Annotated in this window: 17 protein-coding genes and 1 pseudogene; 16 read left to right on the forward strand and 2 right to left on the reverse strand. The window is 73.9% G+C overall.

The annotated features are described in order from the left end of the window. Positions 1-19 precede the first annotated feature (19 nt). The 9 genes and pseudogenes from CK485_RS21930 to CK485_RS21965 all read left to right on the forward strand — a co-directional run bounded on the left by CK485_RS21930 (position 20) and on the right by CK485_RS21965 (position 13,265). The gene (locus tag CK485_RS21930) at positions 20-1,168 is read left to right on the forward strand and encodes an isochorismate synthase (RefSeq protein WP_109454325.1); all 1,149 of its coding nucleotides are present in this window, start codon (positions 20-22) and stop codon (positions 1,166-1,168) included. After that, positions 1,165-2,868 (forward strand): (2,3-dihydroxybenzoyl)adenylate synthase, encoded by a 1,704-nt coding sequence (locus CK485_RS21935; RefSeq protein WP_109453580.1) that lies wholly within the window; start codon positions 1,165-1,167, stop codon positions 2,866-2,868. Before CK485_RS21930 ends, CK485_RS21935 begins: the two co-directional genes overlap by 4 nt. Positions 2,869-2,941: 73 nt before the next feature. Further along, positions 2,942-3,550 (forward strand): annotated as a pseudogene (locus tag CK485_RS21940) (isochorismatase family protein); the annotation flags it as partial. Positions 3,551-3,637: 87 nt separating this feature from the next. Continuing rightward, positions 3,638-3,868: a phosphopantetheine-binding protein gene (locus CK485_RS29805; protein WP_275124675.1), complete on the forward strand. Its 231-nt coding sequence runs from the start codon at positions 3,638-3,640 to the stop codon at positions 3,866-3,868. Positions 3,869-3,993: 125 nt separating this feature from the next. Beyond that, entirely contained in the window at positions 3,994-4,734 is a 741-nt protein-coding gene (locus CK485_RS21945; RefSeq protein ID WP_241968527.1) for a 4'-phosphopantetheinyl transferase superfamily protein, read from the forward strand. 125 nt (positions 4,735-4,859) lie between these two features. Continuing rightward, complete coding sequence (locus CK485_RS21950; RefSeq protein WP_109453582.1) at positions 4,860-6,344, forward strand: glycoside hydrolase family 47 protein; 1,485 nt, start codon at positions 4,860-4,862, stop codon at positions 6,342-6,344. A gap of 181 nt (positions 6,345-6,525) precedes the next feature. Beyond that, positions 6,526-8,532 (forward strand): DUF5107 domain-containing protein, encoded by a 2,007-nt coding sequence (locus tag CK485_RS21955; protein ID WP_241968528.1) that lies wholly within the window; start codon positions 6,526-6,528, stop codon positions 8,530-8,532. A gap of 322 nt (positions 8,533-8,854) precedes the next feature. After that, a complete protein-coding gene (locus CK485_RS21960; protein ID WP_109453584.1) occupies positions 8,855-12,223 on the forward strand; it encodes a lectin in 3,369 nt (1,122 codons plus the stop codon). A 253-nt stretch (positions 12,224-12,476) separates the two neighbouring features. Beyond that, complete coding sequence (locus CK485_RS21965; RefSeq protein ID WP_109453585.1) at positions 12,477-13,265, forward strand: SGNH/GDSL hydrolase family protein; 789 nt, start codon at positions 12,477-12,479, stop codon at positions 13,263-13,265. A gap of 25 nt (positions 13,266-13,290) precedes the next feature. On the opposite strand, the gene CK485_RS21970 is transcribed toward CK485_RS21965, so the two are convergent. Continuing rightward, complete coding sequence (locus CK485_RS21970) at positions 13,291-14,310, reverse strand: 2-dehydropantoate 2-reductase N-terminal domain-containing protein (protein ID WP_109453586.1); 1,020 nt, start codon at positions 14,308-14,310, stop codon at positions 13,291-13,293. Positions 14,311-14,513: 203 nt separating this feature from the next. Between CK485_RS21970 and CK485_RS21975 the strand changes: the two genes are divergently transcribed. Beyond that, the gene (locus tag CK485_RS21975) at positions 14,514-14,933 is read left to right on the forward strand and encodes an SseB family protein (protein ID WP_109454327.1); all 420 of its coding nucleotides are present in this window, start codon (positions 14,514-14,516) and stop codon (positions 14,931-14,933) included. A gap of 102 nt (positions 14,934-15,035) precedes the next feature. On the opposite strand, the gene CK485_RS21980 is transcribed toward CK485_RS21975, so the two are convergent. Continuing rightward, positions 15,036-15,413: a DUF2795 domain-containing protein gene (locus tag CK485_RS21980; protein ID WP_109453587.1), complete on the reverse strand. Its 378-nt coding sequence runs from the start codon at positions 15,411-15,413 to the stop codon at positions 15,036-15,038. Positions 15,414-15,525: 112 nt separating this feature from the next. On the opposite strand from CK485_RS21980, the gene CK485_RS21985 reads away from it, so the two are divergent. The 6 genes from CK485_RS21985 (at position 15,526) to efeB (ending at position 21,511) form a co-directional block, all read left to right on the forward strand. Then, positions 15,526-16,065: a GNAT family protein gene (locus tag CK485_RS21985; RefSeq protein WP_109453588.1), complete on the forward strand. Its 540-nt coding sequence runs from the start codon at positions 15,526-15,528 to the stop codon at positions 16,063-16,065. A 116-nt stretch (positions 16,066-16,181) separates the two neighbouring features. Further along, positions 16,182-16,430, forward strand: coding sequence for a DUF6158 family protein (locus tag CK485_RS21990; protein WP_109453589.1), 249 nt, complete (start codon positions 16,182-16,184; stop codon positions 16,428-16,430). Between the two features lie 146 nt (positions 16,431-16,576). Beyond that, positions 16,577-17,764 carry an aminotransferase class I/II-fold pyridoxal phosphate-dependent enzyme gene (locus CK485_RS21995; protein WP_109453590.1) on the forward strand — a complete coding sequence of 396 codons (1,188 nt, stop codon included), beginning with the start codon at positions 16,577-16,579 and terminating at the stop codon, positions 17,762-17,764. Between the two features lie 105 nt (positions 17,765-17,869). Further along, entirely contained in the window at positions 17,870-18,934 is a 1,065-nt protein-coding gene (locus CK485_RS22000) for an MBL fold metallo-hydrolase (protein ID WP_109453591.1), read from the forward strand. 190 nt (positions 18,935-19,124) lie between these two features. After that, on the forward strand, positions 19,125-20,285 hold the full coding sequence (locus CK485_RS22005; protein WP_109454328.1) for an EfeM/EfeO family lipoprotein: 1,161 nt from the start codon (positions 19,125-19,127) through the stop codon (positions 20,283-20,285). Beyond that, positions 20,282-21,511, forward strand: coding sequence for an iron uptake transporter deferrochelatase/peroxidase subunit (efeB, locus tag CK485_RS22010; protein ID WP_109453592.1), 1,230 nt, complete (start codon positions 20,282-20,284; stop codon positions 21,509-21,511). The genes CK485_RS22005 and efeB overlap by 4 nt, the downstream gene beginning before the upstream one ends. Positions 21,512-21,541: the final 30 nt, after the last annotated feature.

The following is a 21,541-nucleotide window of genomic DNA, read 5'->3' on the forward strand; positions in this document are numbered from 1 at the left end:
GCGGCAGCCGGGGCGGACGGTGGGGGAGGCCACGGCGCTGCTCGACGCCTACCGGCCGGGCGGCACGGCGTTCTTCGGCTCGCCCACCCGCACCCTGCTCGCCCGCGGTGTCCGCGCCCGCGTCCCGCACGGCGAGGCGCCGCTGGCCGAACGGGTCGCCGGCACCCTGCACGCGGCCCGGGCGCAGGGCATCGAGCGTCCGGTGGTGGTCGGTGCGGTGCCGTTCGACGCGGACGCGCCCGCGCGGCTGTTCGTTCCCGAACTCCTGTACACCGCAACCCCGTTGGAGCGCGATCCGCTGATCGCGCTGGACGCGCCGCCCGCCGGTCCCGCCGCCTGGACGGTACGGCCGCACCCGGAGCCGGTCGTCTACGAGGCGGCGGTCGCCGAGGCGGTGCGGCGGATGGCGGACGGCGGGCTGGACAAGGCGGTGCTGGCCCGCACCCTGGAACTGACGGCGCCCGAACCATTCGACCTGACGGCGATGCTGTGGCGGCTGGCCCGGCGCGACCCCGGCGGCTACACGTTCGCCGTGCCCGCGGGGGAGGGCCGCACGCTGCTCGGCGCCAGCCCCGAACTGCTGGTCTCCCGGCACGGCGGCACCCTGCGGGCCAACCCGCTCGCCGGATCCACCCCGCGCCGTGCCGACCTCGCCGAGGACGTCATGGGGGCGGTCGAGCTGCTGGGCTCGCCCAAGGACCGCCACGAGCACGCCGTGGTGGCCGACGCGGTCCGCGCCGCGCTGGCGCCGTACTGCGCCCGGCTCCAGGTGCCGCACGCGCCGACGCTGGTCCGCACCGCCGCGATGTGGCACCTGTCCACGACCGTCACCGGCGAACTGCGCCAACCCCCGCCCACCGCTGTCGAGTTGGCGTCCGTCCTGCATCCGACCCCGGCCGTCTGCGGCACGCCCACCGAGGCGGCCCGCGAACTCATCGGCGCTGTCGAGCCGTTCGACCGCGGCCTGTACGCGGGCATGGTCGGCTGGCAGGACGCGGACGGCGACGGCGAGTGGGTGGTGACCATACGCTGCGCCGAGGCCGACGAGCACAGCCTGCGGCTCTACGCGGGCGCGGGCGTCGTCCCCGGCTCGTGCCCGGAAGCCGAACTCGCCGAGACGACGGCCAAGTTCCGCACGTTCCTCGACGCCGTGGGGGTCTTCGCATGACCGCCCCGGCCCGGCCCGGCTCCGCCCCGGCCACCGGCCGCCCACCCATCACCGACCCCGCCGCCCTCGCGCCCACCTGGCCGCAGGAGTTCGCGGAGCGCTACCGTGCCGCCGGTCACTGGCGGGGCGAGACCTTCGGGCGGATGCTGCGCGAGCGGGCCCTGCGGCACGGCGATCGGATCGCGATCGTCGACCCGGCCACCGACACCCGCTGGACCTACGCCGAACTCGACGAGCGCGCCGACCGGCTCGCCGCGGGACTGCTCGGCCTGGGCATCCGCAAGGGCGACCGGGTCGTCGTCCAACTCCCCAACGTCGCCGCGTTCTTCGAGGTCGTCTTCGCCCTCTTCCGCGTCGGCGCCCTGCCGGTCTTCGCGCTGCCCGCACACCGCTACAGCGAGATCCGCCACTTCTGCGCCTTCACCGAGGCCGTCGCCTACGTCGTCCCGGACACCGCCGACGGCTTCGACCACTGCCAACTCGCCGACCGCGTGGCCGCCGAGGTGCCCACCCTGCGGCACGTCATCGTCGCGGGCGACGAAGCGGGCCGCCACCTGCGCCTGTCCGACCTGCCCACCGAGCCGGTCGCGCCCCCGGACGAACCGCGCCCGAACGACCTCGCGTTCCTCCAGCTGTCCGGCGGCAGCACGGGCGTGCCGAAACTGATCCCACGCACCCATGACGACTACCTCTACAGTCTGCGCGGCTCCGCCGACATCTGCGCGCTGGACCAGGACAGCGTCTACCTCTGCGCGCTGCCCGCCGCCCACAACTTCCCGCTCAGCTCGCCCGGTTCGCTGGGCACGCTGTACGCGGGCGGGCGCGTCGTGCTCGCCGCCCGGCCGGGGCCCGAGTCCGCCTTCCCGCTGATCGAACGCGAGGGCGTCACCCTCACCGGCCTGGTGCCGCCGCTCGCGCTGCTGTGGCTCGACGCGGCCGAGCACACCTCGTACGACCTCAGCAGCCTGGAGATCCTGCTGGTCGGCGGCGCCAGGTTCAGCGAGCAGGCGGCCCGCCGGGTCACGCCGACCCTCGGCTGCGCGCTCCAGCAGGTCTTCGGGATGGCCGAGGGCCTGGTCAACTACACGCGCCTGGACGACGCCGAGGAACTCGTCGTCACCACCCAGGGCCGCCCCATCTCCCCGCACGACGAGATCCGCGTGGTGGACGACGAGGACCGCGACGTGCCGCCCGGCGAGGTCGGCCACCTGCTCACCCGCGGCCCGTACACCATCCGCGGTTACTGGAACGCCCCCGAGCACGACGCGACCGCGTTCACCCCCGACGGCTTCTACCGCACCGGCGACCTGGTGCGCCGCACCCCCACCGGCCACCTGGTGGTGGAGGGCCGGGCCAAGGACCAGATCAACCGGGGCGGCGAGAAGGTGGCCGCGGAGGAGATCGAGAACCACCTGCTGGCGCACCCCGCCATCCACGACGCCGCCGTGGTCTCCATGCCCGACCCCTACCTCGGCGAACGCACCTGCGCCTACGTCGTCCCGCGCGAGGGCGTCGCACCGCCGCGCGCGGCGGACGTCAGGAGGTTCGTACGGGGGCGCGGCCTCGCGGAGTACAAGGTCCCCGACCGCGTGGAGTTCGTGACCGCCTTCCCGGTGACCGGCATCGGCAAGGTCAGCAAGAAGGACCTGCGAGCGGCGATCACCGAATACCTCAAGAGAGGGGAGAGGCGCCCTAATTGACGAGGCGACAAGGCACACCCCTGACGCCCCGCCCCCACGGCACCGTCCACCCGACCCCCAAGGACACCTCCCCATGGCCCTTCCCGACATCGCCCCCTACCCCATGCCCGCTCCCGCCTCGCTGCCGAACGGACGAGTGGCGTGGGACGTCGACCCGGACCGCGCGGTGCTGCTGGTGCACGACCTGCAAAACCACTTCCTCGACGCGTTCACCCCCGGCGCCTCGCCCGTCAGCGAACTACTGCGCAACGTCAGGGCGTTGACGGACGCCTGCCGCCGGGCCGGGGTCCCGGTCGTCTACTCGGCCCAGCCGGGCGGCCAGACGCCCGCGGAGCGCGGCCTCCAGCAGGACTTCTGGGGCCCGGGCCTGCCGGCCGGCACCAGGGCCGCCGCCGTCCACGAAGCGGTCGCCCCGGCCGACGGCGACACCGTGCTGACCAAGTGGAAGTACAGCGCCTTCGTCCGCACCGACCTGGAGCGGCGCATGCGCGACCAGGGCCGCGACCAGGTGCTGATCACCGGCGTCTACGCGCACATCGGCGTCCTGACGAGCGCCTGCGACGCGTGGATGCGCGACCTGCGCGCCTTCGTGATCGCCGACGCGGTCGCGGACTTCAGCGAACGCGACCACCGCATGGCGCTGGAATGGGCGGCGGGCAGGTGCGCCGCCGTCACGACCACCTCCCGTGTGCTGGACGCGCTCGGCGAGGGCCGCGCGGCGGACCCGGCCGGGACGCCGCGCCACGCCTCGGTGTGGACCGCCGAGCGCGTGCGGGCCGACGTCGCCGTGGTCCTGGGCGATCGGCCCGAGGACGTGCCGCTGGACGAGGACCTGGTCGACCACGGCCTGGACTCGATCCGGCTGATGACGCTCGTGGAGCGGTGGCGCGAGGAGGGCGCGGCCGTGTCGGCCACCGACCTCGCGGACCGCGCGACGGTACGGGCCTGGGCCGGCGTACTGGCGCGCGCCCACCGCCGACGCGGAGTGCCGCGCCCCTGAAACGGGCCGCCCGCAGCGCGTTCACGGGCGCAGACGAGCGGGCGGCACGCGTGCGAGGATGGGGCCGAGTCACGGCGGATGGTACGCGTGGTGCACCGGGCGGACCGCACCGCCGAGTTCGGCCCGTGGCGCGTCGCGGGCACGCACACCAGGAGGAACCGCTGAGTCCCGCACCCCGCCCCCTCGGTCCCGACCCGCTGCCGTCCGGCCTCGCCGTGCCCGCGCCCGGTGAGCTCCCGCACGTGTGGGCGCTGCGCGTCTCCTCCTACGCCGGCGCCCTGCCGCACTCGCTCGGGCTGCTCGACGCCGCGGAGCGGGAACGCCACAAGGCCTTCGTCCGCGCCGCCGACCGGGCGAGCTACGCCGCCGCCCACGTTGCGCTGCGGCGGCTGCTCGGCGCGTACACAAACGCCGATCCGGCCGGTCTCGAGTTCACGCGGGAGACGTGCCCGGTGTGCGCGGGGGCGCACGGACGGCCCGCGCTGGCGGGCGGCGCCGGTCCGCACTTCTCGCTGTCGCACAGTGCCGACATGGTGCTGATCGCGGTCGCGGGCACACCGGTCGGCGCGGACGTCGAGCGCATACCCGAGGGCGGGTTCGTCGACGACGTGGCCAGGAGCCTGCACCCGCGCGAGCGCGACGAACTGGCCGCGCTGCCCGCGCAGGAGCGCCGGGCCGCCTTCGCCCGCTGCTGGACCCGCAAGGAGGCCTATCTCAAGGGCACCGGCGAGGGCCTGGCGGGCGATCCGGCCCGCGACTACGTGGGCAGCGGCGACGCACCGGCCGCCCTGCCCGGCTGGGCGCTCGCCGACTGGACGGTGGACGAGGGCTACGCGGCGGCCGTCGCCGTGGCCGACAGCGCCTGACCGGGGGCCGCGCGGATGCGTGCCGAGCCCTCACCAATGCCCCCGGCCGCGGCGGGCGTTGACGCGTACGCGATCAAGCGCGCCCTCTTGGGCCCGTCCCGTACCGCGAGTACGCTCCGGGAGCCATGCGACCCCACACCCACACCGGTCCCGCGCCCACCCGGCGCACCCTCCTCGGCGCGGCGGGCGCCGCCGTCGCCGGTACCGCGATCGGCGCGGCGCTCACCCCGGCCACCGCCTTCGCCGCGACGGCTCCGGCCGCCACCGGCATCCGCCCCTCGACGTCACGTCCGGCCGAGCCCCTGCCGTCCGACGCGGCCGTCGCGAGCCAGGTGCGCGACGAGTTCCTGCACGGCTGGCACGGCTACACCGCCAAGGCCTGGGGCTATGACCAGGTCTGCCCGGTCAGCGGCACCCACAACGACTTCTTCGCCCCCGGCAAGACCTTCGGCCTGTCCATCGTCGAGGCGCTCGACACCCTCTACGTCATGGGGGAGGACGCCGAACTCGCGCGCGGCTGCGAATGGATCGAGGCGCACTTCGACCCCACCCAGGACGCTGACGTGCACGTCTTCGAGGCCATCATCCGCATGGTCGGCGGCCTGCTCGCCGGGTACCTGGCCACCGGCAGGCCCAAGCTGCTGTCCTTGTGCCGCGAACTGACCGACCGCCTGCTGCCCGCGTTCACCGCGTCGCCCACCGGCATCCCGTACACCTATGTGAACCTCAGTACCGGCGCGGTCAGTGGCAGCAGCGTACCGCTGGCGGAGGTGGGCACCAACATCATGGAGTTCGGCCTGCTGTCGAAGCTGACCGGCGACTCCCGCTACCACGACGCGTCGATGCGCGCCTATCAGGTGGCGATGGGCAAGCGCAGCTCGCTGGACCTGATGGGCACCACGCTGGACGCCGAGACCGGCCGCTGGACCGACCCGTCCTCGGTCGCGCCCAACCCGCCGGTGGACTCCTTCTACGAATACCTGTGGGGCGGTTACGCGTTGCTGGGCGACCGGCGGCTGCTCGACTGGTACCGGCTGCTGACCGGGGCGATCCTGCGCCACCAGGCGGACCGCTCCACCGGCACCCTGTGGTTCCGCCAGGTCGACGCCACGACCGGTGAGGCGACCGGCACGGCGCAGTCCGAACTCGCCGCGTTCTACGCCGGGTTGCTGGGCAAGGGCGGTGACACCGCGGACGGCGCGGCCTACTACCGCTCCTGGAGCGCGGTGCTCGACCAGCACCCGGTGCTCCCCGAGGGCATCGACTACACGACGCTCGCCGTCACCGACAAGGGCAACCAGCTGCGGCCCGAGTACGCCAACTCGTCGTTCGACCTGTGGCGGATCACCGGCGACGCGTACTACAAGCGCACGGCCTACCAGTACTTCACCGGCATGCGGGACAACCTGAAGGTGGCCGGCGGCTACACGATTGCCAACGATGTCACGGCGTCGCCGATGGCTCTCGGCGACCTCACGCCCGCGTACTGGTTCGCGGAGAACCTCAAGTACGTCTACCTGACCTTCGCCCGCAGCCCCCGCTTCGACTACCGGGCCGGGCTGCTGTCGACGGAGGGCAAGGTCCTGCGGGGCCTGGTCCGGGGCCGCTGAGGCCGCCGACCGCGCCGGGCGAACCCGTGGGACGGGCCGACGGCCGCCTGTGTCCTGATTGCGTCAAGGACTCGGCGGGTCTGTGGAAAGCGCTGGTCACCGTGGCGGGCGCGGGGGTTCGATGGAAGGGTGCGCCGCCGCGGGCGGAAGGGCGGCGCACCCGCCACAGAGAGGGGCAGCCTTGGCCACCACCGTGCGACGCACCCGCATCACCCTCCCCGCCGCTCCCTTCGGGCCGGAGAACCCGCTGCCCGCGCTGCTCGTCCCCGACGACGCGTCAGCACCGGGCGGCGGACCGGCCGCGCCCGGCGACCGGGCGGCGCGGCGCGACCCGGACGCGCCGCGCACGCTGCTGCCGGTGCGCCGCCTCGACACGTACGGGCGGCGCAGGGTGGCCACCGAGTTCGACGCCCTGGTGGTGGAGAGCGACCGGCTGCGCGTCACCGTGCTGCCCGGTCTCGGCGGACGCGTGCACTCCCTGCTCCACAAGCCCACCGGCCGCGAACTGCTCTACCGCAACCCGGTCGTGCAGCCCGCCGACTTCGGCCTGGCCGGCGCCTGGTGCTCCGGCGGCATCGAGTGGAACAGCGGCGCCACCGGTCACACCACGCTGACCTGCGCCCCCGTCCACGCCGCCCGTGTCCCCGCGCCGGACGGCGGCGAGATGCTGCGGCTGTGGGAGTGGGAACGCCTGCGTGACCTGCCGTTCCAGGTGGACCTGTGGCTGCCGGACGGCTCCGACTTCCTGCACGTCGGCGTCCGGGTGCGCAACCCGCACCAGCGCACCGTGCCCGCCTACTGGTGGTCCAACGCGGCCGTGCCCGAGACCGAGGGGCTGCGGGTGCTCGCCCCGGCCGACCACGCCCTGCGGTGCGGCGATCACCGGGGCGCCCGCCGCGTCGGCCTGCCGTGCGACGAGGGCACCGACGTCACCCGCCCCACGCGCTCGCGGCACGCCGCCGACTGCTTCTACGACGTCCCCGCCGCCGCCCGCCCCTGGATCGCCGCCCTCGACGCCGACGGACGCGGCCTCGTCCAGGCGTCCACCGGGGCGCTGCGCGGGCGCAAGCTGTTCGTGTGGGGCACCGGACCCGGCGGGCGGCGCTGGCAGGAGTGGCTGACGGAGCCGGGCACCGGCGGCTACGCGGAGATCCAGGCGGGCCTGGCCCCGACGCAGCGCGAGTACGTCCACCTGGAAGGCGGCACGGAACTGTCCTGGCTGGAGGCGTACGGCCCGCTGACCGCCGACCCGGACGCGGTGCACGGCGAGGACTGGACGGCGGCCCGCGCGGCGGCACAGGACGCGCTGGAGGCCGCGCTGCCGGGCGCCGAGGTGGACGCCGCCCACACCTCCTGGTTGCCGCAGGCGGACGTCGAGCCCAAGGAGATCCTGGCCACCGGATCCGGCTGGGGCGCTCTGGAGGTGCTGCACGGCGGCTTCGAGCTGCCCGGCACGCCGTTCGACGCGGCCGGGCTGGGCGAGGAGCAGCGGCCGTGGGAACGCCTGCTGCACACCGGCACCTTCCCGGAAGCCGCGCCGGGACGGCCCACCGCGCCCGGCCCCACCCTCGTCGCCCCGCACTGGCGCGAGCAGCTGGAGGCGGCCGGAGCCGGGCCGCTGACGGACTACCACCTCGGCGTCGCCCAGTGGCACGCGGGCGACCGCGCCCAGGCGGTGCGCAGCTGGGAGCGATCCCTGCGGCACGCCGAGACGTGGTGGGCGCTGCGCTGTCTGGCCGTGGCGGACGCCGAGGCCGGTCACGCGCAGCGCGCGGCCGACCGTCACGCCGCCGCGTTCCGGCTCGCCGCCGAGGCGGGCGACCGGGCGGGCGCCGCCCTCGCCCGTGAAGCGGTGCCCGCGCTGCTCGCCGCGGGCCGGGCCGACGAGGCGCGGCGTGTACTGGAGGCGCTGCGGCCGGCCGACCGCGAGCGTGGCCGGATGCGGTTGCTCGCCGCGCGGGTGCTGCTGGCGCTGGGGCGGGCCCGCGAGGCGCGGGCGGTGTTCGACGAGGGGTTCGAGGTGGAGGACCTGCGGGAGGGCGAGGAGTCGTTGCACGAGACGTGGGACGCGATCGCCCTGGCCCTGGTGGCGGACGGCGGGCCGGTGACCGAGGCGGTGCGCGAGCGGGCCCGCCGGGAGCATCCGCTGCCCTCGACGTACGACTTCAGGATGCGTCCGGCCACCTGAGGAGCGCCGGGTCACGCCACCTGAGGAGCGCCGGCGAAGCCGCGCCGGCCGCCGGACCCGTGCCAAACGCCCGGGCGTATCGCGAGGTTACGGGTTCGACGAGACGGATCACCCCTGAGGGGCATGGGGCGGGCCTGGGTGGCGGGGTGGCGTGTTGCGGGTGTTGACATGGCGTCAAGCGGGCGTTTGACTCTTCCCTCGTACGCACTGGCAACGTTGTCAGGCCATCAGATAATAAGACAACGTTGTCGGCCGTGCTGTGCGGTGACGCACACCCCGCACGTCATCCGTGAAGTCTCAACACCCGCCGTGGAGGCACGTGATGGCAAGACAACGGCGCACCCCCGCGCCAATCTTCCGCAACCGGTTCCGCAGACGCGTAGCCGCCCTGTCCGTGCTGGGCATGGCGGTGCTGCCGCTCCAGGCGCTCGGCGCCGCGGGCGCGTCCGCGGCCACCGCGTTCGTCGACGACCCCGCCTCACTGGTCAATCCACTCATCGGGACCTCCGGCGCGGTGGACACCTTCCCCGGCCCCGACATGCCCTTCGGCATGCTCCAGTGGGGCCCCGACACCACACCGGACCGCGCCTACGGCGGCGGTTACGAGTACAAGGACAGCAAGCTCTCCGGCTTCAGCCTCACCCACCTGTCCGGGCCCGGGTGCAGCGCCGGCGGCGACGTGCCGATCCTGCCGTACACCGGTGCCCTCTCCGGCAACCTGGGCAGCACCTCGGTCGGCTTCAGCCACGACGACGAGCAGACCGGCATCGGCTACTACGGCGTCACCGACTCCTCCGGCACCACCACGGAGTTGACGACGACCACCCGTGCCGGGCTCGGCCGCTTCACCTTCCCCAGCGGCAGCGACGCCAACCTGCTGCTCAAGCTCAGCGGCGGCGCCACGCAGATCGACGGCACCCGCGCCCAGGTGGTCAACGACCACGAGGTGATCGGCGCGGTCGACAGCGGCCACTTCTGCGGCGCCGACAACACCTACACACTCCACTTCGACATCAAGTTCAACCAGCCCATCACCGCCAGCGGCACCTGGACCGGCAGCACCATCAACCAGAACGCCAAGTCGCTGCAACTCGGCCGCCCGCAGCAGCAGTTGAGGACCCGCTCGGCCGCCCCGCACCAGGAGAAGCACTTCACCGTGCCCTCCCAGCCGTCGCCCACCGTGCACGGCGAGAGCCAGGGCAAGGGCGAGAACCGGGACGCCGTCTCCGGCCCGCCGGTAACCGGCGCCAACGGGATGTACCTGACGTTCGGCGGCGACTCGGGCAAGACCGTCACCGCCGCGGTCGGCATCTCGTACACCTCCGACACGAACGCCAGGCTCAACCTCTCCAAGGAGGTCAAGGGCTGGAACTTCGACGCGATGCGGCAGGCCAACCACGACGCGTGGAACAAGCTCTTCGACCGGGTACGCGTCGGCGGCGGCAGCCACGACCAGCAGGTGCAGTTCTACACCGCGCTCTACCACGCGCTGCTGCACCCCAACGTCTTCTCGGACGACAACGGCCAGTACATGGGCATGGACGACCAGATCCACAAGCTGACCAAGGGACAGCACGCCCAGTACGCCAACTACTCCGGCTGGGACACCTACCGCTCGCAGACCCAGCTGATGGCCACCGTCGACCCCGCCGTCGCCAGTGACGTCGTCACCTCGATGGTCAACGGCTACGACCAGACCGGACAGTTGCCCAAGTGGGCGCAGAACAACGGCGAGAGCTACGTGATGGTCGGCGACCCGGCCGACGGCATCATCGCCGACGCCTACGCCTTCGGGGCACGGAACTTCAACGCCTCGCACGCGCTGGACGCGATGGTCCACGAGGCCACCAAGGCCAGCAACATCCGCCCCGGTGAGTCGGTGCGCGACGCCAAGGGCTACCTGCCCATCGACGCCACCTACGGGTGCTGCAACTTCTACGGCCCGGTCTCCACGCAACTGGAGTACGACACGGCCGACTACGCCATCGCCTCGCTCGCCGACTCGCTGGGCAGGAAGAGCGTCTACGACCAGTTCGCCACCCGTGCGCAGGACTGGGAGAACGTCTTCAACCCGCAGACCGGCTACATGCAGGCGAAGGACTCCGACGGAGAGTTCGCGGCCGGCTTCACGCCCGGCACCTCCAACGGCTTCGTGGAGGGCACCTCGGCGCAGTACACCCCGATGGTGCCGTTCAACCTCAAGTCGCTGATCGCCGCGCGCGGCGGCACGCAGGCGTACTCCTCGTACCTCGACAGCCTGCTGTCGAACCTGACGGACCCCGGCAGCACCAACGCCAACCTCAGCAACGAACCCAGCCTGGAGATCCCCTGGGAGTACGACTACCTCGCGCAGCCGTGGAAGACGCAGGAGGTCGTCCGCGAGGCGCAGCAGGAGTTGTACTTCAACGCCCCCGTGGGCTCGTTCGGCAACGACGACCTCGGCGCGATGAGCTCCTGGTACGTCTGGTCGGAGCTGGGCATGTACCCGGAGACCCCGGGCACCGACACCCTGGCGCTGGGCAGCCCGGCCTTCCCCGTCGCGCAGGTCACCCTGGGCAACGGCCACACGCTGCGGATCAACGCCCCGCAGGCGGCGCCCGGCGCGCCCTACGTGCAGGCGATGTCGGTGAACGGCAAGGCGTACGACGACTCGTGGCTGACCTACTCCCAGCTGGAGGGCGCCGGCTCGCGGGCCAGGGGCACCACCACGCTCGACTACACGCTCGGCACGCAGCCGGACACCTCCTGGGCCGCCTCTCCGTCCTCTGTCCCGCCGTCCGACACGACGGGACAGCACGGTGTGTTCGCCTCCGCGGGCCCCTCGGGCGCCGGCCTGGTGATCGCCCCGGACGGCTCCGGCACGGCCACGCTGACGCTGGCGAACATCGGTGACAGCCCGGTGACCGCCAGGTGGTCGGCGCAGGCGCCCTCCGGCATCACCGTGCCGGACGCCACCGGCTCGGTGACCGTACCGGCCGGCGGCAAGGCGCAGCAGCAGATCCAGGTCACCGCGGGCGGCACCGAGGGCGTCTACCCGCTGACCTTCGCCCTGACCTCCTCCACCGGCGCCGACCTGGGCAACGCGGTGCTGCGGGTGTCGGTGGCGCAGCCGACCGAGCTGTGGCCGTACTACACCGGCCAGGGCGTGTACGCGGACGGTGCGACGTTCAGCGGCGGCTTCGATGGCGGGGGCTGGGCGTACAGCGCCAACGCGCTCGCCGCGCAGGGCATCAGCCCGGGCGCCAAGGTCACGGTGGACGGCATCACGTACACCTGGCCCGCCTCCGGCCACGGCGGCCTGGACAACATCGAGATGGCCGGGCAGACCATCCCCGCTCCGTCCGGCACCTCGGGCGGCACACTGGGTCTGCTGGGCGCGGCCACCAACGCCGACGCGAGTGGTGCCACCGGCACGCTGACCGTCACCTACACCGACGGCAGCACCTCCAAGGCGACGGTCGGGTTCTCCGACTGGACGCTGGGCGCCGGGGCCAACCAGCCGGTCGCGGGGGACACCGTCGCGGTGACCACGCCGTACCGCAACACCCACACCGGCGGGAAGGACGCGGTGAAGACCTACGTCTTCGCCACCGAGGTCCCGCTGACCGCGGGCAAGCAGGTCGCCTCCATCACGCTGCCGACGACGACCGGCGGTACGGCGCATCTGTTCGCCTTCGGATTCGGCGGCTGACACACCGTCCGATCGCCCTGAACGGCGGCCGGTTCGCGGGCCCGCGCCCGCGAACCGGCCGCCGTTGTCTGTGGGGCTCCGGTGAAAAGAGTGTCCGACGCGTACACGACAAGTAAACAGTTAGCCATTTCAGGCGAATCCCGATGCACGGCTCTATACCGGGTCACCGGTATGCGCTTACCTCTGCGTAGCGCTCGCGACTACCCGCGAGTAGCAGCCCTCAGCTCTTCCGCACACCCCACGTGGAGGAACCGTGCGCAGATCCGCCCTGCTCGCCGCCGCCGTCTCCCTCGCGGCAGGCGCCGCGATCACCCTCGGCGGCGCCCCCGCCGAGGCCGGCGGCGTCAACTATGTCGCCCTGGGCGACTCGTACTCCGCCGGAGTCGGGTCGACCAGCGACTACCTCAACAGCTGCGACCAGAGCACCGCCGCCTACCCGTACCTCTACAGCAAGGCGGCCGGCGTCAGCTCCTTCAGCTTCGAGGCATGCACCGGGGCCACCGCGCCCGACATCGAGAACAACCAGCTGGGCCCGCTCAACTCCGGCACCACCCTGGTCAGCCTCACCGACGGCGGCAACGACGTCGGCTTCTCCGACGTCATGGAGACCTGCGTGCTGGACTCCACCAGCACCTGCCAGAGCGCGGTGGCCAACGCCGAGAACGAGGCGAAGACCCAACTGCCCGCGATCCTGGACACGTTGTACTCCGACATCCGCTCCAAGGCTCCCAACGCCCATGTCGTGGTGATCGGCTACCCGGAGTTCTACGACCTGTCCAAGACCAGCTGCGTCGGTCTGAGCCAGGCCGACCACACCGCCCTAGACCAGGGCTCCGACACCCTCGACAGCGTCATCGCGGCGCAGGTCGCCAAGTACTCCAACTTCACCTTCGAGGACGTGCGCGGCGCCTTCTCCGGCCACGAACTGTGCGACTCCACCGAGTGGCTGCACTCGGTGACCTGGCCGATCTCCGACTCCTACCACCCCACGGCCTCCGGCCAGTCCGGCGCCTACCTGCCGGTCTTCGAGTCGGGCGTGTGATCGCGGCCGGTGCGCGTGACGGCGGTCAGGCGTCCGGCAACCCGCCCACCAGTTCCATGAGTTGAGCAGGCGTCAGCTCGCCCGGCCGGCGGCGTTCCCTCGCGAAGTCGCCGGCCACCCGCTGCAACACCTCGTTGACGGGCGTGCGCACGCCATGCGCACGCCCGAGCAGCACCACCTCGCCGTTGAGGTAGTCCGCCTCGATCGAGCCCGTGCCACGCGCCAGGCTCTGCCACGACGAGCCGCCCTGACGGCGCGTCCCGCCGATCTCCCGCACGGTCACCAGGTCGCCGCGCACCCGCGCCTGCTCCGCCGCGTCCACGTACGCGATGCCCGCCGCGTCCAGCGCCCGCGCCCCCTCCTCGCGCGCCCGCCCCAGCAACTCCCGCGCCACCGCGTCGTCCGTCACGCCGCACACCGCCTGCAGGGCGTTGCCGAGGTTGCCCAGCAGCTTGGCGTACTTCCACGGCATCACGTCCGGCGGCAGCGGGGCGCCGAAGCCCGCGCTCTCCAGGTCGGCCGCGATCCGCGCGGCGAGCGGATCGCGTTCGCCGCGCGGCGGCGCCGGGAAGCGTCCCACGTGCAGCATCCCGCTCAGCGGCCCGGCCGACGCGACGACCGCGCCCGGCTCCAGGAAAGTCGCCGGAAGCCATACGCACATCCCGTAGACGGTACGGAAGCGGCGCAGCGCCAGCCGCTCGTTCTCCACGCCGTTCTGCGCGCACAGCAGCGGCAGCCGGGTCGCCGCCGTGCCGCCGCCCTCGACCGGCCGCGCCGCCCAGGCGTCCAGCGCCGCCACGCTGTCCTGCGTCTTGACCGCCAGCACCAGCACGTCCTCCGGCCGCAGTCCGACCGCCCCGGGGCCGTCGGCCGCGGGCACCGGGAGCGTCATCGCGCGGTCGGGCGTGGTCAGCCGCAGACCGCCCGCGCGCAGCGCCTCGTAGTGCGCGCCGCGGGCGACCAGTACGGCCTCGTGGCCCGCGTCGAAGAGCCGTCCGCCGATGGTCGCGCCGACCGCGCCGGCACCGATGATCACGTAGCGCATGGGGGGCAGGCTCTCACGCCGGTACGGCCTGCCGCGAGGGGGTCGCGACCGCGCGGTCCCCAGGTGCGCGCGCCGCGCGTCAAGCTTTACGCGGCAGGTGGCATGACCCGTGCTCGTCCGGGTACGCGGCGGGTTCGACCCGTCACGGCGGACGGCGCCCCGCGTCACCGTCGGACCGACCCGCGAAGAAGGGTATGGACACCATGACCGAGAACACGCCGGGCGCGCAGGGCGACCCCGCCGTCGTCCAGCAGGCGCTGCACCAGCTCGCCTCCGACCGCGACGACGTCGTGGCCCTCGGCACGCTCGCCGCCAGCGACGTACTGCTGCCGGTCCCCGACGACCTGCCGGGACCGGAGGGCGACGGTGAGCCCGGCAGCATCCACCTTCCCGTCTACGAGCAGAGCGACGGCATCCGCCTGGTCCCGGTGTTCACCTCCGAGGACCGGCTCACCCAGGCCCTGCCGCAGATCCACAGCTACCGCACGGTGCGGCTGTCCCTGCTGGGACAGGGCTGGCCCGCCGACGACCTGTCGCTGTCCATCGACGCCGGGTCGCCGGACACCCTCACCGTGCAGGGTCAGGGCGTGCGCGCCCTCGCCTCCCTCGCCGGAGGCGCCTGAGGGGACCTCGGTCCGCCCGGCCCCCGGCGTGAGAGCGGGCCCCCGCCGCGGCGGGGGCCCGCTCGTGCCGTACGGCCGCCGCTCGGGCGGCGACCGCGGCGCCTACCGTCCGGACAGGCCGGTCAGCGCCTCCGCCACCTCACCGACGTTGCGGTACGTCGTCCCGTCGGGCAGGTCGCGCAGCCGGTCGGTGAGCGGGTCCGGAGCGTGCTCCGCCGCCATCCGCCGCACGAGCACCCGCCGCTTGGCCGGGAACGCGCCGCGCCCCAGATAGCGGGCCAGTTCGAACCGCAGCTCCACCGGGTCCGGCGCGCCCGGCGCCACCGGGCCCGAGGCCACCTGCGGGTCGTCGTCAGCGGCGGGCTCGGGGTCGTGCCACTCCTCGGACCGCGTCGGGTGTCCTGAGCGGATCAGCCCCTGGAGCTCGTGCTTCATCTCCTCGTCCTTGTGGACGCTCAGCCGGTCGCTGCCTCGCTGCATGGCGGGCTCCTCCCGCGTCGCTTGCACTGTGCCCTGGCCCTGCCCGGAATGCCGCGAATCATTCCCGGAAAACCACGCGGCGCACGCCACGCGCCGCTCGTAGGATCACCGGATGCCCGACGACTACCTGATCAGCGGCGAACGCGTGGCCCTGCGCCACCTGACGCGGGCCGATCGCGACGAGTACACCCGCAAGGCCCGCGAGAACGCCGAGGTCCACCACCCCTGGCTCTTCCCGCCCCGCACCACCGCCGCCTTCGAGGCCTACCTGGAGCGGCTGGACGAGCCGTCCCGCGAGGGCTTCGCGATCTGCCTCGCCGACACCGGCGAACTGGCCGGCTACGTCACCGTCAACAACATCGTGCGCGGCGCCTTCCAGTGCGGCGCCATCGGCTACGGGGCCTTCCTGACCGGCCGGGGCCTGGTCACCGAAGGCGTCGGGCTGCTGCTTCGGTACGCCTTCGGCCCGGCGATGGGCCTGCACCGGCTGGAGATCAACGTCCAGCCCGCCAACACCGCCTCCATCGCCCTCGCCAAGCGCCTGGGCTTCCGCCTGGAGGGCCTCTCCCCGGACTTCCTGTTCATCGACGGCGCCTGGCGGGACCACGAACGCTGGGCGATCACGGCCGAGATGACGCGCCCCGGCGACTGACCGCGGGCACGGGCGGGTGCGCTCCGGGGGCCGGGTGGCGATACTGGTCGGGTACGGGGACGGCCGCGACGCGTCCCCGCGGGCCCTTGCGGACCGATCCGGGAAGGAACGCGCCCATGGCCGAGTACGACAACGGTGTGGCTCCCGAGCAACTCGACGACCGGCTGCTGCTGCGGGAGCTGGAAGCCATCCACCGCACCCGGCACGAGACGCTGCTGTACGCCTCCGACGAAGCCCTGCGCACGCACAGCTCGCGCATGGCCGCGCTGGAGGCGGAGTACCTGCGCCGCCACCCCGACCGGCGCCCCGCGGCGGGCCGCACCCGGGCCGGCGCCCGGGCCCGGGCGGGCGAGGAGATGGTCTGAGGGCCGCACACGGCGGGCCTCAGACCCCGCGGGCCCGGGGGCCCGGCCGCGGGCCGGTCGCCGCGCCGGTGTGATCTTCGGCGCGCACCGGGGTACGTAGCGCACGAGCCCATCTCGTACCTGCTCGTACCTGCCGGAGGCGACGGATGCAGCGGACCACGGGCGGTCGTGGCGACGTGACCACCGATGCCGGGCTGCCGGTCGCGCCGGAGACGGCCGAGCGCCTCGCCCTGTCCGCCGACGCCCCGCCCCAGCCACCCGGCGGCAGCCGTACGGTGCGGGCCGCGGCGGCGGGGCACTGGGAGCGCCGGGGCCTCGCCACGGCCGCGGAGCAGGTGCTGATGGCGCCGGGTCCCGCGCCGCTGCTGCTCGCCCTGCTCGCGGTGACCGGCGGCGACCTCGTCCTGACCCGCCCCACCGCCGCCTGGTACGCGCCGCAGGCCGAACTGCTCGGGCGCCGGGTGCACCGGGTCGCGGCCCCGGCGGAGTGTGGTGGGGTGCCCGATCCGGTCGCGCTGCTCGAAGCGGTGCGCCGGGCCCGCGCGGACGGCTCGCCCGGGCCCCGGGTGGTGGTGCTGAGCGTCGCCGACGACCCCACCGGCACCGTCGCGCCGCCCGAGCTGGTGCACGAGGTCTGCGAGGCCGCCGCCGAGGCCGACCTGCTGATCGTCTCCGACGAGACCTTCCGCGACGTGCTGCACGCCCCGCTCACCGTGGTCCTCAGCCCCGCCGAGTCGCTGCCGGGGCGGACCGTCGTGCTGACCGACCTGGCCGCCGGCGCCCTGCCGTCCGGCTGGCCCGCGGCGGTCGCGCGCTTCCCGGCAAACGGACCGGTCGCCGCTCTGCGCGATCCGGTGTGCGACGTCCTCGCCCGGCTCGGTGCGGTGATCGTGACGCCGGTCGCCGAGGCGGCCGCGCTCGCCCTCACCGAACCCGGCCCGCTGCGGCTGCGGCGCACGAGCGCGAACCGTCTGCACGGGGCCGTGGCCCGCGCGGCGCACGACGCGCTGCTGGAGGCCGGCGCGCTGTGCCTGCCGCCCGCCTGCGGGTTCCATCTCTACGCCGACTTCGCGCCGTTGCGCCCGGCGCTTGCCGCGCACGGGGTCACCGGTCCGGACGAGCTGGCCCGCCTGCTGCCGGGCGCGGCACCCGGCCACCGCTTCGGCGACGACCCGCGGGCGCCCCGGGTGCGGATCGCGGTGCCGGTGATGTACGGCGACAACCCTGAGCAGCGCGAGGCTGCTGCGGCGGCCACCGATCCGCTGCGCGTGCCACATGTCGCCTCGGCGTTGGCCGCGCTCGGCAGAGCCTTCACCGAACTGACGGCCGCCTGAACTACCGTCATACGGTCCGTCCGCGCGGCGCCGCCCGCGCCCCCACCGCCACCGCACGCCCGACCGCAGTGAGGCCGCCCGGTTCCCCCACCGATTGGAGCCCCGATGACCGATCAGACCGACCGGACGGATCACCCGGACCGCGTGCCCGGCGCCGCCGAACGCCTGGTCGCCGGGGCGCGCCCGGCCGAGGTGACCCGCCCGCTCGGCGAGACGCGCACCTGGCCGCGCTCCTTCGCCGACCGCATGACCGCCCCGCTGCCGGGCTTCGCGGCCATGGTCCGGGCGGGCTGGTCCGGCGGCCTGCGCCCGCGCCGCGCCGACGTCGCCGCGGACCTGCCCGCGCTGCCCGTCGCCCCGGGACCGCTGCCGGAGGTGGACGCCGGCACGATCGCGGTCACCTGGGCCGGGCACGCCAGTTGGGTGGTGCGCGTCGGCGGCCTGACCGTGCTGACCGACCCGGTGTGGTCCCGGCGCATCCTCGCGACCCCGGCGCGGGTCACGCCGGTCGGGGTGCGCTGGCAGGACCTGCCGCCGGTCGACGCGGTGGTCATCAGCCACAACCACTACGACCACCTCGACCTGCCGACGCTGCGCCGCCTCCCGCGCCGCACCCCGCTGTTCGTGCCCGCCGGGCTCGCCGCCTGGTGCCGCCGCCGGGGCTTCACCCGGGTCACCGAACTCGACTGGTGGGAGGGGGCCGAACTCGGCGGCGTGCGCTTCGACTTCGTGCCCGCGCACCACTGGAGCAAGCGCACGCTCTCCGACACCTGCCGCAGCCTGTGGGGCGGCTGGGTGCTCACCGACCGCGGCGGACGGCGGGTCTACTTCGCCGGGGACACCGGGTACGGCCACTGGTTCACCGAGATCGGCCGCCGCCACCCGGGTATCGACGTCGCGCTGATGCCGATCGGCGCGTACGCTCCCCGGGCGCTGCTGCGGCCGGTGCACACCGACCCGGAGGAGGCGGTGCGCGCCACCCTCGACCTGGGCGCCCGGGTGATGGCGCCGATGCACTGGGGCACGTTCCTGCTCTCCTGCGAGCCGCCGTTGCAACCGCTGCTGCGCGTCCGCCGGGCGTGGGCCGCCACCGGCCGCCCCCGCGCCGACCTGTGGGACCTGGCCGTCGGAGCCTCCCGCGTCCTGGACGACGGCCCCGAGACGGTGTGAATCCCCGCCCCCGGCGCGCCCGAAGTGCCGGGCGGGTGAACTCCCGGGGAATTCGCGGCTCCGTGGACCGGATGCGTGTTCGTGGCGCTTTGGTGACCCTAAGCTGATCGCCGTCCCGCGCCGACCTCTGGGAGAGCCGCCAGTGACCCGCATACCCCGCACCCCCCGGGCACCCCTGACCGCCGCCGGCATGCTGCTCGCGGTCGGCGTCCTCGGCGGGGTGCTCACCGGTTGCGGGACGGGCCACCGCGCGTCCGCCGCCTCCTCGGCACCCTCGGACGGCCTGCCGCACACGGCGGTACGCGTCTCGCTCGGCGCCTGCGGCCAGGGCTGGACCCGTCCGCACGCCGGCCGGCAGGTCTTCGACGTGACCAACGCCTCCGACGGGCCGACCGAGGTGGACATCGTCGACCCGAAGTCCGGCGCCGTCTACGGCGAGATCGAGGGCCTGGCCCCGAACACCACCCGCACCCTGGACGTGACGCTCGGTGGCGGTTCCTACGCGTTCAAGTGCCTGCCCGACGACGCCGACGCGATGACCGGGCCGACCGTGCGGATCCCAGGGCACGCCGCCGCGGGCCCGGCCGCCGCGGTCGTCAGCGAGCAGGATTTGATCCCGCCGACCCTCGCGTACCAGAAGTGGATCGGCGGCCAGATGAGCCAACTCGCCGATCGCGTGGCCACGTTGAAGGACGACATCGACGGCGGCGACCTCGGCGCCGCCCGCTCCGACTGGCTCACCGCGCACCTGGTCTACGAGCGCATGGGCGCGGCCTACGGCACCTTCGGCGATGCGGACGGCAAGATCAACGGGACCACGGCGGGCCTCGTCAAGGGCCTGGACGACCCGGACTTCACCGGCTTCCACCGCATCGAGTACGGCCTGTGGCACGGCCAGAGCGCCGACCGCCTCAAGGGCCCGGCGGCCCGGTTGGTGAGCGACGTGAACGCGCTGAAGGCGTCCTGGCCGCAGGCGCGGATGGACCCGCTCCAGATGGGACTGCGCGCCCACGAGATCCTGGAGAACACCGTGCAGTTCGAGCTGACCGGCCGCACCGACTACGGCAGTCACTCCAACCTCGCGACCGCCCGCGCCAACCTCGACGGCACCCGCACCGTCCTCGGTTACATCCGCCCGCTGCTGACCAGCCGCGACCGAGGCCTGCCCGCGCTGGACAAGGCGCTCGACCGGTTGCAGAACACCCTGGACGGCTTCGACCGCGACGGCACCTGGACCGCGCTGGACAGCCTCAGCCGCGACCAGCGCGAACAACTGGACTCCGCAGCGGGCGGCGCGGTCGAGCAACTCGCGGACGTGGCGGCCGTCTTCGACGTACGGAGGACTTCGTGAACGGCATCGGACGCCGGTGGTTCCTGCGGGGCGCCGCCGCGGCGGGCATCGGGACGGCGGCCACGGCGAGCGCGGCCGGCGCCTCCGCCGCGCCCTCGTCGGCCGCGGCGAGCGAAGGACCGCCCAGCACCGTCCCGTTCCACGGAGTCCACCAGGCGGGCATCGTCACGCCCGCGCAGCGCGCCTCCACGCTGGTCTCACTCGACGTCACCGCCGGCGACCGCGCGGACCTGACGGGCCTGCTGCGCACCATCACCGACCGGGCCCGCTTCCTGACCGCGGGCGGCTCCCCGGCCCCGCTCGGCATCACCGCGCCGCCCTCCGACTCCGGCACCCTCGGGCCCACCGTCCCGGCGGACGGCCTGACGGTCACCCTCGGCGCGGGCGCCTCGCTCTTCGACGACCGCTTCGGGCTCGCCGCGCGCAAGCCGCGCAGGCTGCGGCAGATGCAATCGTTCCCCAACGACGACCTCGACCCCGACTGGTGCGGCGGCGACCTGAGTCTGCACCTGTGCGCCGACTCCACCGACACCGTGCTGCACGCGCTGCGCGACATCACCCGCGCCACCCGCGGCGCCGCCCAGGTGCGCTGGCGGATGGACGGCTTCGTCAGCCCGCCGCGCCCCAGCGGCACACCGCGCAACCACATGGGGTTCAAGGACGGCACCGCCAACCCGGACACCACCGACGCGCGGGAGATGGACCGGCTGGTGTGGGTCGGTGCGGGCGCGGGCGAGCCCGCCTGGGCCACCGGCGGCAGCTACCAGGTCGTCCGGCTCATCCGGATGCTGGTGGAGTTCTGGGACCGGGTGTCCATCGTCGAGCAGGAGCGGATGTTCGGCCGCAACCGGGACACCGGCGCCCCGCTCGACGGCGACCGCGAGACCGACGTGCCCCAGTACGCCAAGGACCCCAAGGGCGACGTCATCCCCCTCGACAGCCACATCCGGCTGGCCAACCCGCGCACCGCCGCCACCGCCGACCAGCGCATCCTGCGCCGCGCCTACAACTACGACAACGGCATGGACTCCAACGGCAACCTGGACATGGGCCTGGTCTTCCTCTGCTACCAGCAGGACCTGGACCGGCAGTTCACCACCGTGCAGAAACGGCTGCGCGACGAGCCGTTGGTGGACTACATCTCGCCGTTCGGCGGCGGTTACTTCTACGCGCTGCCCGGCGCGCGCGACACTCACGACTGGCTCGGACGCACGCTATTGACGTGAACTGTTCACCTGGAGATCATCAAGACTCCT

The sequence above is a fragment of the Streptomyces sp. ICBB 8177 genome (genome assembly GCF_003144095.1).
In the GTDB taxonomy this organism is placed as follows: domain Bacteria; phylum Actinomycetota; class Actinomycetes; order Streptomycetales; family Streptomycetaceae; genus Streptantibioticus_D.

Coding starts and splice junctions, on each gene's coding strand:
- CK485_RS21935 (WP_109453580.1), top strand. CDS start 1,165: ATGACCGCCCCGGCCCGGCCCGGCTCCGCCCCGGCCACCGGCCGCCCA.
- CK485_RS21950 (WP_109453582.1), top strand. CDS start 4,860: ATGCGACCCCACACCCACACCGGTCCCGCGCCCACCCGGCGCACCCTC.
- CK485_RS21960 (WP_109453584.1), top strand. CDS start 8,855: ATGGCAAGACAACGGCGCACCCCCGCGCCAATCTTCCGCAACCGGTTC.
- CK485_RS21970 (WP_109453586.1), bottom strand. CDS start 14,310: ATGCGCTACGTGATCATCGGTGCCGGCGCGGTCGGCGCGACCATCGGC.
- CK485_RS21975 (WP_109454327.1), top strand. CDS start 14,514: ATGACCGAGAACACGCCGGGCGCGCAGGGCGACCCCGCCGTCGTCCAG.
- CK485_RS21980 (WP_109453587.1), bottom strand. CDS start 15,413: ATGCAGCGAGGCAGCGACCGGCTGAGCGTCCACAAGGACGAGGAGATG.
- CK485_RS21985 (WP_109453588.1), top strand. CDS start 15,526: ATGCCCGACGACTACCTGATCAGCGGCGAACGCGTGGCCCTGCGCCAC.
- CK485_RS21990 (WP_109453589.1), top strand. CDS start 16,182: ATGGCCGAGTACGACAACGGTGTGGCTCCCGAGCAACTCGACGACCGG.
- CK485_RS21995 (WP_109453590.1), top strand. CDS start 16,577: ATGCAGCGGACCACGGGCGGTCGTGGCGACGTGACCACCGATGCCGGG.
- CK485_RS22000 (WP_109453591.1), top strand. CDS start 17,870: ATGACCGATCAGACCGACCGGACGGATCACCCGGACCGCGTGCCCGGC.
- CK485_RS22005 (WP_109454328.1), top strand. CDS start 19,125: ATGCTGCTCGCGGTCGGCGTCCTCGGCGGGGTGCTCACCGGTTGCGGG.